14 protein-coding genes are annotated in these 13,962 nt (G+C 69.0%); 11 read left to right on the top strand and 3 right to left on the bottom strand.

Annotated features, from left to right (window positions below; genetic code table 11):
• Nucleotides 1-46: 46 nt before the first annotated feature.
• The gene (locus BUF17_RS07370) at nt 47-1,801 is read left to right on the top strand and encodes a glycosyltransferase family 2 protein (protein WP_073626996.1); all 1,755 of its coding nucleotides are present in this window, start codon (nt 47-49) and stop codon (nt 1,799-1,801) included.
• A 53-nt stretch (nt 1,802-1,854) separates the two neighbouring features.
• Here the strand turns inward: BUF17_RS07370 and BUF17_RS07365 are convergent, their stop codons facing one another.
• From BUF17_RS07365 to BUF17_RS07355, 3 genes are all read right to left on the bottom strand, one after another.
• On the bottom strand, nt 1,855-2,799 hold the full coding sequence (locus BUF17_RS07365) for a polyprenyl synthetase family protein (RefSeq protein WP_073626994.1): 945 nt from the start codon (nt 2,797-2,799) through the stop codon (nt 1,855-1,857).
• Between the two features lie 124 nt (nt 2,800-2,923).
• Nucleotides 2,924-3,457, bottom strand: a complete 534-nt coding sequence (ahpD, locus tag BUF17_RS07360; RefSeq protein ID WP_073626992.1) for an alkylhydroperoxidase, AhpD family — start codon at nt 3,455-3,457, stop codon at nt 2,924-2,926.
• Between the two features lie 270 nt (nt 3,458-3,727).
• Nucleotides 3,728-4,282 (bottom strand): peroxiredoxin, encoded by a 555-nt coding sequence (locus BUF17_RS07355; RefSeq protein WP_073626990.1) that lies wholly within the window; start codon nt 4,280-4,282, stop codon nt 3,728-3,730.
• 350 nt (nt 4,283-4,632) lie between these two features.
• Between BUF17_RS07355 and BUF17_RS07350 the strand changes: the two genes are divergently transcribed.
• The 10 genes from BUF17_RS07350 (at nt 4,633) to ptsN (ending at nt 13,931) form a co-directional block, all read left to right on the top strand.
• Nucleotides 4,633-5,601 (top strand): hydrogen peroxide-inducible genes activator, encoded by a 969-nt coding sequence (locus BUF17_RS07350; protein ID WP_073626988.1) that lies wholly within the window; start codon nt 4,633-4,635, stop codon nt 5,599-5,601.
• A 119-nt stretch (nt 5,602-5,720) separates the two neighbouring features.
• Nucleotides 5,721-6,431, top strand: a complete 711-nt coding sequence (locus tag BUF17_RS07345; RefSeq protein ID WP_428977632.1) for a transglycosylase domain-containing protein — start codon at nt 5,721-5,723, stop codon at nt 6,429-6,431.
• Between the two features lie 148 nt (nt 6,432-6,579).
• The gene (gene rpmF / locus BUF17_RS07340) at nt 6,580-6,765 is read left to right on the top strand and encodes a 50S ribosomal protein L32 (protein WP_073626986.1); all 186 of its coding nucleotides are present in this window, start codon (nt 6,580-6,582) and stop codon (nt 6,763-6,765) included.
• Nucleotides 6,766-7,128: 363 nt separating this feature from the next.
• Complete coding sequence (locus tag BUF17_RS07335; RefSeq protein WP_073626984.1) at nt 7,129-7,743, top strand: ribonuclease D; 615 nt, start codon at nt 7,129-7,131, stop codon at nt 7,741-7,743.
• A 149-nt stretch (nt 7,744-7,892) separates the two neighbouring features.
• Entirely contained in the window at nt 7,893-8,768 is an 876-nt protein-coding gene (gene lptC / locus BUF17_RS07330) for an LPS export ABC transporter periplasmic protein LptC (protein ID WP_175563638.1), read from the top strand.
• Entirely contained in the window at nt 8,765-9,496 is a 732-nt protein-coding gene (locus tag BUF17_RS07325) for an LptA/OstA family protein (protein ID WP_084564194.1), read from the top strand. Before lptC ends, BUF17_RS07325 begins: the two co-directional genes overlap by 4 nt.
• Before the next feature lie 110 nt (nt 9,497-9,606).
• Nucleotides 9,607-10,413, top strand: coding sequence for an LPS export ABC transporter ATP-binding protein (lptB, locus tag BUF17_RS07320; RefSeq protein WP_084564192.1), 807 nt, complete (start codon nt 9,607-9,609; stop codon nt 10,411-10,413).
• A gap of 111 nt (nt 10,414-10,524) precedes the next feature.
• Nucleotides 10,525-12,198, top strand: a complete 1,674-nt coding sequence (rpoN, locus tag BUF17_RS07315) for an RNA polymerase factor sigma-54 (protein WP_073626980.1) — start codon at nt 10,525-10,527, stop codon at nt 12,196-12,198.
• Between the two features lie 510 nt (nt 12,199-12,708).
• Nucleotides 12,709-13,287, top strand: coding sequence for a ribosome hibernation-promoting factor, HPF/YfiA family (gene hpf / locus BUF17_RS07310; RefSeq protein ID WP_073626978.1), 579 nt, complete (start codon nt 12,709-12,711; stop codon nt 13,285-13,287).
• A 179-nt stretch (nt 13,288-13,466) separates the two neighbouring features.
• Nucleotides 13,467-13,931: a PTS IIA-like nitrogen regulatory protein PtsN gene (ptsN, locus tag BUF17_RS07305; RefSeq protein WP_073626976.1), complete on the top strand. Its 465-nt coding sequence runs from the start codon at nt 13,467-13,469 to the stop codon at nt 13,929-13,931.
• Nucleotides 13,932-13,962 lie beyond the last annotated feature (31 nt).

The raw sequence follows: 13,962 nt of genomic DNA, 5'->3' as shown, positions 1-13,962 counted from the left end.
GGCGTTCGTCTTGGGGCGGGACGGTCGGATATCGACGGCCGAGTTGATGGCGGCGGTTCTCGGCCTGCCCATGATCGCCGAAGCGGCGCTCGATGAGGCGCTGCGCACCCTCGACGGCCGCGGAATGCCGGCGACCGGCGAGATCCCGCTGATCGAGATCGGCCACGGGCCGGAGGGTCCCATGGTCGCGGTCGCGGTCACGGCGAAGACCGCCGGCCGGCTCGCCGTGCTGCTCGGCCGCAACCCCAGCCTGCGCCGTCGCATCCGGCTGGTCGATCCGGAGGCACTTGCGGCGGCTTTCGCCCGCATCCGCTCGCAGAAGGGACGATGTCCGGCGCGAGCCAACCTGCGCCGTGTCGCGATTCGCGATGTCGACGACATGCTGGCCGGCCTTGTCGCGGCGTCGGGCGACCGGCTGGCCCGTCGGGCGGCGACGAGGGGGCAGGTCATGCTCCTCGCGCTGTTATCGGCCGCCGTCCTCGCCGGTGTCGCCCTGGCGCCCCGCGTGGTGTTCGACCTCGCCAACATCGCGATGTGCATCGGCTTTCTCGCCCAGGCCGCGCTGCGCGAGACGGCGCGGCGCCTTCTCGCGAAGGGCGGGTTCCAGCCGCCAATGCGGCCGCGCGATGAGTGCGCACCCGGTGCCCTTCCGCCGGAAAAGCTGCCGGTCTACACCGTGCTCGTGCCGCTGCGCGACGAGGCGGCCGTCGTCTCTCGTCTGCTCCTGCACATCTCGGCGCTGCGTTATCCGCGCGACCGGCTCGATATCAAGCTCCTGGTCGAGGACGACGACATCGCCACGCTCCATGCACTCGCCCGCCGCAAGCTCGGGCCGCCGTTCGAGATCGTGATGGTCCCGCGCTGCGGCCCGCTCACCAAGCCGAAGGCGCTCGGTGTCGGCCTCGTCCACGCCCGCGGGGAACTGGTGACGGTGTTCGATGCCGAAGACCGGCCGGACCGCAACCAACTGCTCGATGCGGCGGCGGCGTTCGCCGCAGGCGGGCCTCGCCTCGGTTGCGTGCAGGCCCGGCTCTCCATCGACCATGGCGGCGATGCCTGGATCACCGGCCTGTTCGCCATCGAATATGCCATGCTGTTCGATGGCGTTTTGCCGCTGCTTGCCCACGCCGATCTGCCGTTCCTGCTCGGCGGCACATCGAACCACTTCCGGCTGTCGGTGCTGCGCCGGCTCGGCGGCTGGGATGCGTGGAACGTGACGGAGGATGCAGACCTGGCGGTGCGCATCGCCCATGCGGGCTATCGCTCGACGGTGATCGCCTCCACCACCTACGAAGAGGCGCCATTGACCCTGCGGGCGTGGCTGCGGCAGCGCGGCCGCTGGCAGAAGGGCTGGCTGCAGACCTGGATGGTGCACATGCGCACGCCGGTCGGGCTGTGGCGGGCGCTCGGCGCGCGGGGGTTCCTCGCGCTGCAGATCCAGTTCTTCGGCGGCCTCTTCGCCAACGCGGTGCTGCCGCTCTGGCTGGTTCTCGCAGGGCTCACACTCATGGGCAGGCCCGTCGCCGGGCCGGACGGCTCGTTCCGCGGCGATATCGGCTTCACTCTGGCGATCGCGGCGCTGCTGCTCGGCTATGCCACCGCGGTTTCGCTTGCCGTCGCCGTGCTGAAGGCCCGCCCGATCGGCGTCTCGCCACGGCTGCTGTTCAGCTGGCCGATCTACACGCTGCTGCTGTCGCTCTCGATGCTGCGCGCGACGTGGGAATGGCTTCGCAGGCCCCATCACTGGGCGAAAACCGCGCACGGACTCGCGCGGCGCCCGGTGCGCCCGCCCCGGCTTTAGCGCCTATCCCTGTCGTTCGGATCGACCGATCTGACGATCCGGACAGGACGCCTTCAGGAGCGCCGATCAGCGACGAAGCGGGCCGCTTCGCGGAGCATCTCCGCGGCCGGGCCGAACGGCGCGAGCAGGCCCTCCGCTTCCGCGACGAGGTCGGCGAGGCAGCTGCGTGCCCACGCGGCGCCGTGGAGCGCGACCAGCGTGGCCTTGCCCCGGTCGGCATCCTTGCCGGTGCGCTTGCCGACGTCCTCGGCCGCGGCGTCGACATCGAGCAGGTCGTCCGCGAGCTGGAAGGCAAGGCCGATGACGTCGCCGAAGCGCGACAGCCGCGCCCGGTCTGCGTCGGCCGCGCCGCCGAGCACTGCGCCCATCGCACAGGCGGCGGTGATCAGGGCCCCGGTTTTCATCGACTGGATGCGGCGCACCGTTTCCTCGTTGGGGGCGGCGTGCTCGGCCGCGAGATCGAGCATCTGTCCGCCCACCATGCCGGCGGGGCCGCCCGCGCGCGCCAGGATGCCGACGAGGCAGATGCGGGCAGCCGGGTCCGGGTGGGTCGCGGGATCGGACAGGATCTCGAAGGCGAGGGTGAGAAGCGCGTCGCCGGCAAGGATCGCCGTGGCGTCGTCGAAGGCGCGATGGACCGTCGGCTGCCCGCGACGCAGGTCGTCGTCGTCCATCGCCGGCAGGTCGTCGTGGATCAGGCTGTAGCAGTGCAGCGCCTCGATGGCCGCGGCGGCCTCGACCGCGCCGTCGGGCGGCACCGCGCCGCCGCCGGACAGGCGCGCGCATTCGATCACGAGGAACGGCCGGAAGCGCTTGCCGCCGCCGAGCGTGCCGTGGCGCATCGCAGCGGCGAGCCGGTCGGGGATGTCGGCCGCCGAGAGTCGTTCCGCCAGGCGGCGCTCCACGGTGTCGGCGATCTCGGCAAGCCGGTCGAGCAGCGCCGCGCGGTCAGCGGTGGGAGAGGGGCCGGGCTGCGCCGTCTTGCCGTTCTGCGCCATGGTCCGGTCATCCTCGCTCACGCCACGCTGCGTGTGATCGGATGGCGTCTCTTCGGCCCGGGGTCAAGCCCCGGACCGGATCGGGCAGCGAAGTTCCCGCCGTGCGGCGGAGACCGCAGCCGGCTCAGGCAGCCAGCGCCTCGGCGGCCTCGACGGCGATCGCGGCCGATTCGATGATCGAGGCGTAGCGCACCGCCGTCTGGATGTGGTCGGTCGACATGCCGTGCTTGGCGAGCACCGCCTCATGGGCGTCGATGCACATGCCGCAGCCGTTGATGGCGGAGACGGCGAGCGACCACAGTTCGAAGTCGATCTTCTCGACGCCCGGATTGGCGATGATGTTCATGCGCAGCTTGGCGGGCAGGGTGCCGTACTGCTTGTTCGAGGCGAGGTGCACGAAGCGGTAATAGACGTTGTTCATGCCCATGATCGTCGCCGCCGCCTTCGCCGCATTGAGCGCAGCCGGGCTGAGGTGCGCCGCGGCCTCGCCGATCAGGGCGTCGCGCACGACCGGATTGCGGGACGCGATGCCGCAGGCGACGAACAGGCCGTATTTCTGCTGGGGCGTCAGCGTCTCGTCGCCGGACATCGTCGACAGGTTCAGCCGCACGTCCTTGGCGAAATCGGGAATCTTGTCCTTCAGGGCATCGATCGACATGGAAGCTCTCCTGCACGGGCCGGCGGCGATGCGCGGGCGGCCGCGATGACGCACGCCGGTGCGTCGGCTCGTCCGGACCGGCGGGCGACGGGTTCGCCCGGTGGCGGAAGGCCGGCCGGCTCATGAAACGGCGGCGGGCCTCAAAAGCCCCGCGCCGCCAAGGAAAAGCCGCGGCGGATCCGTCGCGGCTCGTCGTCGTTCGTCCGATAGCGTGGCCGGACCGCCGGCAGCGCGGCCGGGAAACCGGCCGCGGCCTGCGGTCCGAAGGCCTCAGGCGACCTTCAGCACCTCGCCGCCGACCGGGCGGTTGCAGGCGCAGAGCTCGTCGGTCTGCAGAGCGTCGAGCACGCGCAGCGTGTCCTTCGGGTTGCGGCCGACATTGAGGTTGTTCACGTAGACGTGCTGGATCTCGCCGAACGGATCGACCACGAAGGTGGCGCGGTAGGCGACGCCATCGGGCGAGCGCACGCCGAGGCCGTCGACCAGCGAGCCGTTGGTGTCGCCGAACTGCCAGATCGGCAGCTTGTCGAGGTCCTTGTGGTCGCGACGCCAGGCGAGCTTCACGAACTCGTTGTCGGTCGAGCCGCCGAGCACCACCGCGTCACGATCCTCGAACTCCTTGGCGAGCGCCGCGAACTCCGCGATCTCGGTCGGGCACACGAAGGTGAAGTCCTTCGGGTAGAAGAAGATGACCTTCCACTTGCCCGGGAAGCTCGCCTCGGTGATCGTCTCGAAGGCGGACTCGCCGTTTTCCTCGTGGTGGTTGAAGCCCGGCTTCACGCCGGCAACGCTGAACGACGGAAGCTTTTCGCCGATTCCGAGCATCGGTGTTCTCCTGCGAGTAAATGCACGGCGGGCCTACCGCCGCTCGATGAGGGGCGCGCATCCGCGATTGGGAATTCGGAATGCACGGCGGCGGCGGGCCGGGAGGGGCCTGCGCGCCGTCTGGAACCGTTTCAAGCACACGCGGCTTCATCGGTCAAAGTCATAATTCCGAATTGTGTGATCGATAAAAGCGATGCGATAGTGGGGCAGACCAGCGACCCCGCCATTCCGGCGGCCTCTGGGGCATGGAACGCCGTGCGGGGTTCCATGCTTTTGATATCGATCAATTTTCCGCATGCCGTCCGTCACCGGGGTGCGACAATCCGCACCTGCGAGCGCGTCCGAGGCCCATGTCCGCCCTGCCCACCATCCGCCAGATGCAATATTTCGTCGCGCTCGCTGAGCATCGCTCGTTCAGCCGTGCGGCCGAGATCTGCCACGTCACCCAGTCCACCCTGTCGGCGGCGATCCGCGCGTTCGAGGAGGTGATGGAGGCCGACCTCGTCGACCGGTCGAGCCGGGTCGTCGCGCTGACCGCGGCGGGCGAGGCCGTGCTGCAGCGGGTGCGGGGCATCCTGGCCGATACGGAGGCGCTGGTCGGCCTCGCCCGGCCGGCGGGGGCGCCGCTGTCGGGCAAGATGCGTCTCGGGGTGATCCCGTCCATCGCGCCGTTCCTGCTGCCCCGGGCCCTGCCGTCGCTGCGGGAGGCCTATCCCGCGCTCAAGCTGCATCTGCGCGAGGATCTGACGCGCGGGCTGATCGAGGACCTGCGCGAGGGCCGGCTCGACGTCATCCTGATCGCCTTTCCCTATGCGGCCGACAATCTGGAGATCGAGCCGCTCGGGGAGGATCGGTTCTTCTTCGTCAGTGCGCGCGAGCACCCGCTGGCGCGGCGCGGCGCCGTCCGGCCCGCCGATCTCGGCGACGAGCCGCTGCTCCTCCTGGAGGATGGCCACTGCCTGCGCCAGCACGTGCTCTCGGCGGTCGGCGACGGCGTGCTTCGCGAACAGCAGGACATCCGTGCCTCCAGCCTGACGACGCTGGTCCAGATGGTCGACAACGGCCTCGGCGTCACCCTCCTGCCGAAGGTCGCGATCGAAGGCGGCGTCACCGCCGGCACGGATCTGTCCATCGTGCCTTACGACGATCCGCGCGCGGCGCGCACGCTGGCGCTGGCCTGGCGCCGGCGCTCGAGCCGCAGCGAAGAGTTCCGGGCACTCGCCCGCCATCTCTCGGGCTTCGTCGGTCCGCATGCCTCTTCCGCCGCGCAGCCCCCGGCGCGCCGTCCCGCCGCCGTGACCGTCGCGAGGGCGTCATGACGGCCGGCTGGGGTGCGGGCGAGGACGCGGGGCCACCGGCGGGCGACCATCGAACGGCGGAGGCCGCTGTGCCACCGGGCCGGGATGCGGCGGCGGAGCCCGGCGAAGCGGCCGGCGTGGTGCCTGCGGCGGTGCCGTCGCGGTCGGGCCGGCGACGGGTCTGGGCGATGCGGGCGCTCAAGGCCCTCGGCGTGGTCGTGCTCGCCCCATTCGTGCTCACGCTGGTCTACTGGGTGGTGCCGCCAGTCTCCACGCTCATGCTGGCGCGCTGGGTGACATTCCAGCCGGTGACGAGGGACTGGGTTTCGTTCGACGAGATCGCGCCGGCCGCCGTGCGCGCGGTGGTCGTGTCGGAGGATGCGCGGCTCTGCCTCCACTATGGCGTCGATACCGTCGAGTTCGACAAGGTGGTGGACGCCTACATGGACGGCCGCCGCACGCGCGGCGCCAGCACCATCCCGATGCAGGTCGCCAAGAACCTGTTTCTCTGGCCGGGCCGCGACGTGATCCGCAAGGGGCTCGAAATCCCGCTGGCGCTGTGGATCGATCTCGTGCTGCCGAAGCGGCGGATCGTCGAGATCTACATGAACATCGCCGAATGGGGGCCGGACGGCGAGTTCGGCATCCAGGCGGGCGCAGAGCGTGCCTTCGGCAAGGACGCCGCGAAGCTCACCGCGCGCCAGGGTGCGCTGATGGCGGCGGTGCTGCCGAACCCGATCCGGCGCGATGCCGGCAAGCCGTCCCGCACGGTGTCCTCGCGGGCGGCGACCGTCGCCAGCCTCGCCGCACGCTCCGGCGGCACGCTCGGGTGCCTGTTTCCCGACGGCTGACGTCTGTCGGGATCGGTGGCGCAAAGCCACTGGTCAAGTGCGAGAGATGTCTGTATAAGGCCGCCACATTCCCATAAGGGCTGTGGACGCGACGCGCCGTTGCGACGACGAACGGCGGACGGTGCGTGTCGACACCGGAGAGACGACGATGGCAGTTCCGAAGAGAAAAACCTCGCGCATGAAGCGCGGTTTCCGCCGTTCCGCCGACGCGCTGAAGGCCCCGACCTATGTCGAAGACAAGGACTCGGGCGAACTGCGCCGTCCGCATCATATCGATCTGAAGACCGGCATGTATCGCGGTCGCCAGATCCTGACGCCGAAGGCTGAAGCCTGAGGCTCTGATCGGCCCGCGTGACCGCTCTGCGGTCCCGGTCCGGCGGATTTCAGCAAAAAGCGCGTTCGGATCGGCTTCCGGACGCGCTTTTTGTCGTTGTGCAGTGCCGTCCCCGTTTTTCGGGCCGTGCTTCGGAAAGGCACCTCCGCCGGTCCTAAGCCGCCTTACGTTCCTGTGGAGCGGGTTCACGAGCGGTGTGCCGATCCAGTTTGCTCGGCCGATCCAGTTTGCTCGAAGGGCCATGGTCCCGGGCGTTCGGTCTTGCGGCCAGCGCCCATGGCCGCCATCTCTCCCCGCGGTCGTCTTGAAGACGCCGTTCTTTTGGGGCGTCGTCCCGGCGCTTCCGTATCGATCGAGGTGCCGATGACGTTCCGCCTTCACCGCGGCGACCTGCCGGATCTGTCGAACTACGGCTCGTCCGTCGCCATCGACACCGAGACGCTGGGGCTCAATCCCCATCGGGACCGGCTGTGCGTGGTGCAGCTTTCGCCGGGCGACGGCACGGCGGACATCGTGCAGATCGCGCGCGGCCAGCGCGAGGCGCCGAATCTCACGCGCCTGCTCGCCGATCCGTCGGTGACCAAGATTTTCCATTTCGCCCGTTTCGATCTCGCCATCCTCTATGAGACCTTCCGGGTGATGGCGACGCCGGTGTTCTGCACCAAGATCGCCTCGCGGCTGGTGCGCACCTATACCGACCGGCATGGCCTGAAGGATCTGGCGCGCGAGCTGATCGGCGTCGACCTTTCGAAGCAGCAGCAGAGCTCGGACTGGGCCGCCGAGACGCTGAGCGACGCCCAGGTGGCCTACGCGGCCTCCGACGTGCTCTATCTCCATGCGCTCAAGGCCAAGCTGGAAACCATGCTGGCGCGCGAGGATCGTGCCGATCTCGCCCGTGCCTGCTACGAGTTCCTGCCGGCGCGCGTCCGGCTCGACCTTGCCGGGTGGCCGGAAGTCGATATCCTTGCACATTCTTGATGCGTCGGCTGGCAGCGGGCGCGCGATCTGAATTGTAGCGGGGATAAACAGGGGAGGGCCGCGCCCGAGGAAGACTGTCGGGCAGGCCGATCGGGGCGGATGTCGTCGAGCAAGCGTTAGCGGGCATGAGAAGCAGCGAGAGATCCAGGATGCCGGCCGGTAGCGGATCGGGGCCGCGTGTGGATGTCCGGGACAGGGGTGTCCCCGGCGTCGACGATGTCGCCTACCCGGACGACACGGTGCGCGGGCCGCGCCAGCGGTCCGTCGGCTCCAGCACGGATGCGAGCCGTGCGCGGGCGCGCGCCGCCGCGGTCGGCCACAGCCGGCGCGTGCGGCTCCTGCGCATCGCCTTGCCGGTGATCGCTGTCGTGATCCTCCTTGTGTTCGGCGGTATCACGCTCGTGCGCTCCTTGGTTCCGGGCCTCGACATCAGCGCGCTGTCGCTCTCGTCCGAAGGCATCGTGATGGAGCATCCGCGGCTCTCGGGCCACGGGCCGGACCGCTCTTACGAGATCACCGCCGACCAGGCCATCCAGAGCCTCACCGATCCGAATCGGATCGATCTCGTGAAGATTTCCGCCGTCATCACCATGCGGGACGGCAAGGTCGTGAACGTGTCCGCCGACAAGGGCATCTTCGACAACGGCAAGGAAATCCTCAAGCTCCGGGACAATATCCGCTTCAAGTCCACGGCCGGCGAGGACGGCGTGATGTCGAGCGCCGACATCGACCTGAAATCCGGCGACATGACCACGGAAACGCCGCTTCAGATCAAGTCGCAGACGTTTTCGATCAAGGCGGGCGGCGGCGAGAGCGCCAAGAACGGCGACAGCCTGATGTTCCGCGGCGGCGTCCACGTCACCATCGACGGCAAGGCTGAATCGAAGCCGTCCGCATCGAAGCCGTCGGATATGGCACCCGGCGCGGCGGTCTCGCCTTCCGAGCCGGCTCCGGGTACCGTCCCCGCTACCAGTCCAGCCGTGGCCCCGTCCCCGGGCGCCCCTTCAACGGAGAGCCGTCCATGACCGCCATGCTCCCCATGATCGCCGCACGGCGGTTCGCATCCCGCGCGCCTTTCTCCGGCCGCGTCCGCTCGACCGCCGGCGCATGGGGTCTCGCCGCGGTGCTCGCGCTGGCGCTGGCAGGGCCCGCCGAGGCACAGACCACGCCGGCGCCTGCGGCAACCGGCGACGGAGCCGGCGGAAGCGAAACGCCGTTCAGCGGTTTCGGCGGCGGCGGCAAGGGGCCGATCGCCATCGAATCGAACGAACTTGAGGTTCACGACAAGCAGGGCATCGCGATCTTCACCGGCAACGTCATCGCCAAGCAGGCGGAAAGCACGCTGCAGGCCGAGAAGCTCGTCGTCCATTATGTCCAGGGCGGCCAGCCGGCCGCGGGCGGCGCCGCACCGGCGGCCGCGCCCGCCGCTGCCCCTGCGGCTTCCGGCCAGGCGATGAGCGGCGCCGGCGGCCAGCAGATCGAGAAGCTGGAGGCGACCGGGAAGGTGCTCCTGACCGACAAGGACCAGACCGCCTCCGGCGACGCGGCCGTCTACGAGGCGAAGTCCGATACCATGGTGATGACGGGCAACGTCGTCCTCACCCAGAACGGCAACGTGGTGAAGGGCAACCGGCTCGTGGTCAATCTCACGACCGGCGAGGCGAAGGTTTTCGCCAACAAGCGCGTTCAGATGTTGCTGGTGCCGAGCCAGGCGCCGGCGGCCCCCGGCGCTCCGGCCCCGAAGAGCAACTGACGTCGCTGGCCGGCCGCCCGGCCGGCCGCGCGCCGACCCATAGCAGGCCCGTTCGCCGGCGCGCGTTCCGCTGCGCCAGCGTTTGAGGCCCATCAGGAGACCGCTGCCGCATGTCGGTTACCCCCATCCCCTCCCCGGCCGCCGCGCGTGCCTATCCGGCCGACGGCGACGCGAGTCAGATCGGGCACCACGCCGACAGCGAACTCGTCGTCAGTGGCATCGCCAAGAGCTACCGCCGCCGCGCGGTGGTGCGCGACGTCAGCCTGTCGGTGCGGCGGGGCGAGGCGGTCGGGCTGCTCGGCCCCAACGGCGCCGGCAAGACCACGGTGTTCTACATGATCACCGGGCTGATCCGGCCGGACCACGGCGCCATTACCCTCGACGGCTTCGACATCACGCGGATGCCGATGTATCGCCGCGCGCGTCTCGGCATCGGCTACCTGCCCCAGGAGGCTTCGATCTTCCGCGGCCTGTCGGTGGAGGAGAACATCCGCTCCGTGCTGGAAGTGGTCGAGCCCGACCGCAGGCAGCGCGAGCAGGACCTCGAAACCCTCCTCGCCGAGTTCGGCGTGGCGCATCTGCGCAACCAGCCGGCGACCGCGCTCTCGGGCGGCGAGCGGCGGCGCGTCGAGATCGCGCGGGCGCTCGCCACCCGGCCGTCGTTCATGCTGCTCGACGAGCCGTTCGCGGGCATCGATCCGATCGCGGTCGGCGACATCCAGATGCTCGTGCGGCACCTGACCGGCCGCGGCATCGGTGTGCTGATCACCGACCACAATGTCCGCGAGACGCTCGGGCTGATCGACCGCGCCTACATCATCGCCAGCGGCCAAGTGCTGACCGAAGGCCTCCCGGTGGACATCGTCGCCAACCAGGATGTGCGCCGTCTCTATCTCGGGGAACAATTTACGCTTTGAGCGCGGCCAAAGCCGCTGTAACACCTAAGAGAAGAGTTTCTTACGCAAGAAACGGACCAATCCGCAGCGGACAACCGCATCGGCGCAGCAGCGAGGGCGTTCTAGCCAGTCATGGCCCTTTCCCCGAAGCTGGAATTCCGGCAGACGCAGTCCCTGGTCATGACGCCGCAGCTGATGCAGGCCATCAAGCTGCTGCAGCTGTCGAATCTCGACCTCGTTGCCTTCGTGGAGGCCGAGATCGAGCGCAATCCGCTTCTGGAGCGCGAAGACGACACGCCGGATGTCGTCGATTCCGTTTCCGGTCCGAACGATTCAGCCTTCGACCGTCCGGATGGCGATGGCGGCGACCGCCACGTGACCGGCGATGGGCTTGCATCCCATGATTTCGAAGCCGGTGAGTTCTCGGACAGCGCGGCCGTCGGCGCGGACGGACGTTCGGAGGAGGGCGGCGAAACGGCAGGTGCCGCCCACGGGCTCGACCGCGATCTCGACATCGTGCCCGGCCTTGAGGCATCCGACGGCGCCGGGCTGGACCTGCCGCTCGGCGATCTCTTTCCCGACGACGTGCCGCTCGTGCCCGCGTTCGAGCCAAATCTCGACGGGCTCGACCCGTCGCGCCTTGCAGGCGACGCCTGGACGAGTTCCGGCGGCGGCGGCGAAGCCGGGCTTGAGGCGTTCGCGACCGTCGAGTCCACGTTGCGCGACCACCTGTCCCAGCAACTCACGCTCGCCATCCCCGAACCCTCGCGCCGCCTGATCGGACAGGTGCTGATCGATGCCATCGACGAGGCCGGCTACCTGAGGGCCGATCCCGCCCAGGTCGCAGAGCAGCTCGGCACCGGGCTCGACGACGTGATGGCCGTGCTCGCGATCATCCAGAGCTTCGATCCGACCGGCGTCGGCGCCCGCACGCTCGCCGAGTGTCTGGCCCTGCAGCTCCTCGAACGCGACCGGTTCGATCCGGCGATGCGCACCCTCGTCGACCATCTCGATCTCGTCGCCCGGCAGGACCGGGCGCAGCTACGGCGGCTGTGCAAGGTCGATGACGAGGATCTATCCGGGATGCTGGCAGAGCTTCGCGCACTCGACCCGAAGCCCGGGCTCGCCTTCGCACCGAGCGATGCGGTGCAGACCGTGGTGCCGGACGTGCTGGTGCGCCCGACGGCCGATGGCGGATTCCGCATCGAGCTCAACAGCGACACCCTGCCGAGGGTGCTGGTCAACCGCACCTATTACAGCGCCATCGTCCGCTCCTCGCAGGATCCGGCGGAGCGGACCTACCTGTCGGACTGCCTGCAGACCGCCAACTGGCTGGTGAAGAGCCTGGACCAGCGCGCCAAGACGGTGCTGAAGGTGGCGACCGAGATCGTGCGCCAGCAGGATGCGTTCTTCCGCAAGGGCGTGGCCTTTCTTCGCCCGCTCAACCTGAAGATCGTCGCCGACGAGATCGGCATGCACGAATCGACGGTGAGCCGCGTGACCGCCAACAAGTACATGGCGACCACCCGAGGCATCTTCGAGTTGAAGTATTTCTTCACCTCGGCGATTGCTTCCGCCGACGGTGGCGATGCTCATTCGGCCGAGGCGGTTCGCCACCATATCCGTCAGATGATCGATGCCGAGGACCCGTCTGCGGTGCTGTCCGATGACACGATCGTGCAGCGGTTGCGGGACGCGGGCATTGACATTGCCCGCCGCACCGTCGCCAAATACCGTGAATCGATGCGGATTCCGTCGTCAGTCGATCGACGGCGGGAGAAGCGCGCCACGGCGAGAAGCGCGTGAAAGACGGGAGGCTGTCGAACCCGATTCCAGTTCGAATGGACGATTCGTGCGCGGTTCGCGCGCGCTGAAGGCGTCCTCCATGCGCGCCGATCGACACGAAACGAGCGCGCAAACGGGCGTCTGAAGGCGCGCACGCGAACAGGCACCGCCCCGACGGGTAGGGCGATGTTAACGAATGGACGTTGACTTGATGCTATCCCCCGCTTAGAACGCCGCCTCGATTGCGACGATCCGCTGCGGGACGCTCGCCGTGACGGCGAACGTACGGAAGGCAGCCTCCGGCAATTATGGTCTGGCAATTGTGTCAAGACTATCGCAGGCGGCGGGCCTTGAAGGATGAACAACGATCCGCGCGGCCGGTGCGAGAGGCACCGCAGCCTGCGGACCTCCGGCCGGAGAGGCCGGCGACTGTAGGTTCGGCCTCGGCAGGGATGCGCAAGCACCCGGACGGCCGGCGGACACGGCGGTCGATCAGACCGCAGGCATGGATCGGAGCGATCAGGAGAGCCGATGACGCTGCGCGTTTCGGGAAAGAACATCGATATCGGCGAGGCCCTGCGCAGCCGTATCGAGGACCGGATCGAGGAGATCGTCCGGAAATATTTCGATGGCGGCTATGACGGTCACACCACCGTCGAGCCCGAGGGCACCGCCTTCCGGACGGAATGTTCCCTTCATCTCGACACGGGCATCGTGCTGAAGACCAGCGCGCTGGCCCATGACGCCTATCAGAGCTTCGATGCGGCCGCGGATCGCATCGAGCGGCGGCTGAGCCGCTACAAGAGCCGGCTTCGCGGCCGGACCGACCACGGGCGCAACGGCGCGGACGACGCCGCAGCGGCCTACGTGCTGGCCGCCCCCGACGAGGAAGAGGACGTTCCCGTCGATTACAGCCCGCTGGTGGTGGCTGAAACCGCGACCCGGGTGAAGACCATGACCGTCGGCATGGCGGTTCTGGAACTCGACCTGACGGAAGCGCCGGTGATCGTGTTCCGCAACGCCGCCCACGGCGGCGTGAACGTCGTCTTCCGCCGCCAGGACGGCAATGTCGGCTGGATCGATCCGACGCTGTCGGGAACGGGCGCTTGAAAGCGCGCGCGGCTGTCGCACCTGGCCGGAACAGCGCGGTGGCGTCCTGGTTGGGTCGCTTCGCAGGGGCGGCCGGGTTTGAAGTCCGCACGGCCGCGAGCCGGGCGGAAGGGGCACGCAGCGATGCGGGCCGGTTCGGCCCGACGCCATTCCGGCCTCGGGCGGAAGGAGTTTATCCGATGGATTTGAGCGATCTTCTAGGCGTCGAGGCGGTGTTGCCCTCGCTCAAGGCGAGCAGCAAGAAGCAGGCGATCCAAGAGCTTGCCGAGCGCGCCGCGACGCTGACCGGGCTGCCGGCGCGCGAGATCTTCGATACGCTCCTCCAGCGCGAGCGGCTCGGATCGACCGGCGTCGGCCACGGCGTCGCCATTCCCCACGGCAAGCTTCCCGCGCTGCCGCGGATCTTCGGCCTGTTTGCCCGCCTCGACAAGGCGGTCGATTTCGAGGCGCTCGACGACGAGCCGGTCGACCTCGTTTTCCTGCTGCTGGCGCCGGAAGGCTCGGGCGCGGACCACCTGAAGGCGCTTGCGCGGATCGCCCGCGTGCTGCGCGACGGCGCGACGGCCGCCAAGCTGCGCGCGACCACCGACCCGACCGCGCTATATGCGCTGCTGACCCAGCCGGTCGCCTCCCACGCGGCCTGATCCGCGCCGCTCCGGCGCGGCCGTCCGTACT

The sequence above is a fragment of the Pseudoxanthobacter soli DSM 19599 genome, from assembly GCF_900148505.1.
Taxonomy (GTDB): domain Bacteria; phylum Pseudomonadota; class Alphaproteobacteria; order Rhizobiales; family Segnochrobactraceae; genus Pseudoxanthobacter; species Pseudoxanthobacter soli.
The sequence above is the reverse complement of the archived record's forward strand: the minus strand, read 5'-3'. Positions and strand labels throughout refer to the sequence as shown.

Excerpts from the sequence above, each read along its gene's own strand:
- ptsN (WP_073626976.1), top strand. The coding sequence starts at position 13,467 with ATGGATTTGAGCGATCTTCTAGGCGTCGAGGCGGTGTTGCCCTCGCTC.
- ahpD (WP_073626992.1), bottom strand. The coding sequence starts at position 3,457 with ATGTCGATCGATGCCCTGAAGGACAAGATTCCCGATTTCGCCAAGGAC.
- BUF17_RS07335 (WP_073626984.1), top strand. The coding sequence starts at position 7,129 with ATGACGTTCCGCCTTCACCGCGGCGACCTGCCGGATCTGTCGAACTAC.
- rpmF (WP_073626986.1), top strand. The coding sequence starts at position 6,580 with ATGGCAGTTCCGAAGAGAAAAACCTCGCGCATGAAGCGCGGTTTCCGC.
- BUF17_RS07325 (WP_084564194.1), top strand. The coding sequence starts at position 8,765 with ATGACCGCCATGCTCCCCATGATCGCCGCACGGCGGTTCGCATCCCGC.
- BUF17_RS07365 (WP_073626994.1), bottom strand. The coding sequence starts at position 2,799 with ATGGCGCAGAACGGCAAGACGGCGCAGCCCGGCCCCTCTCCCACCGCT.
- lptB (WP_084564192.1), top strand. The coding sequence starts at position 9,607 with ATGTCGGTTACCCCCATCCCCTCCCCGGCCGCCGCGCGTGCCTATCCG.
- BUF17_RS07355 (WP_073626990.1), bottom strand. The coding sequence starts at position 4,282 with ATGCTCGGAATCGGCGAAAAGCTTCCGTCGTTCAGCGTTGCCGGCGTG.
- hpf (WP_073626978.1), top strand. The coding sequence starts at position 12,709 with ATGACGCTGCGCGTTTCGGGAAAGAACATCGATATCGGCGAGGCCCTG.
- rpoN (WP_073626980.1), top strand. The coding sequence starts at position 10,525 with ATGGCCCTTTCCCCGAAGCTGGAATTCCGGCAGACGCAGTCCCTGGTC.
- BUF17_RS07370 (WP_073626996.1), top strand. The coding sequence starts at position 47 with ATGGCGGCGGTTCTCGGCCTGCCCATGATCGCCGAAGCGGCGCTCGAT.
- lptC (WP_175563638.1), top strand. The coding sequence starts at position 7,893 with ATGCCGGCCGGTAGCGGATCGGGGCCGCGTGTGGATGTCCGGGACAGG.
- BUF17_RS07350 (WP_073626988.1), top strand. The coding sequence starts at position 4,633 with ATGTCCGCCCTGCCCACCATCCGCCAGATGCAATATTTCGTCGCGCTC.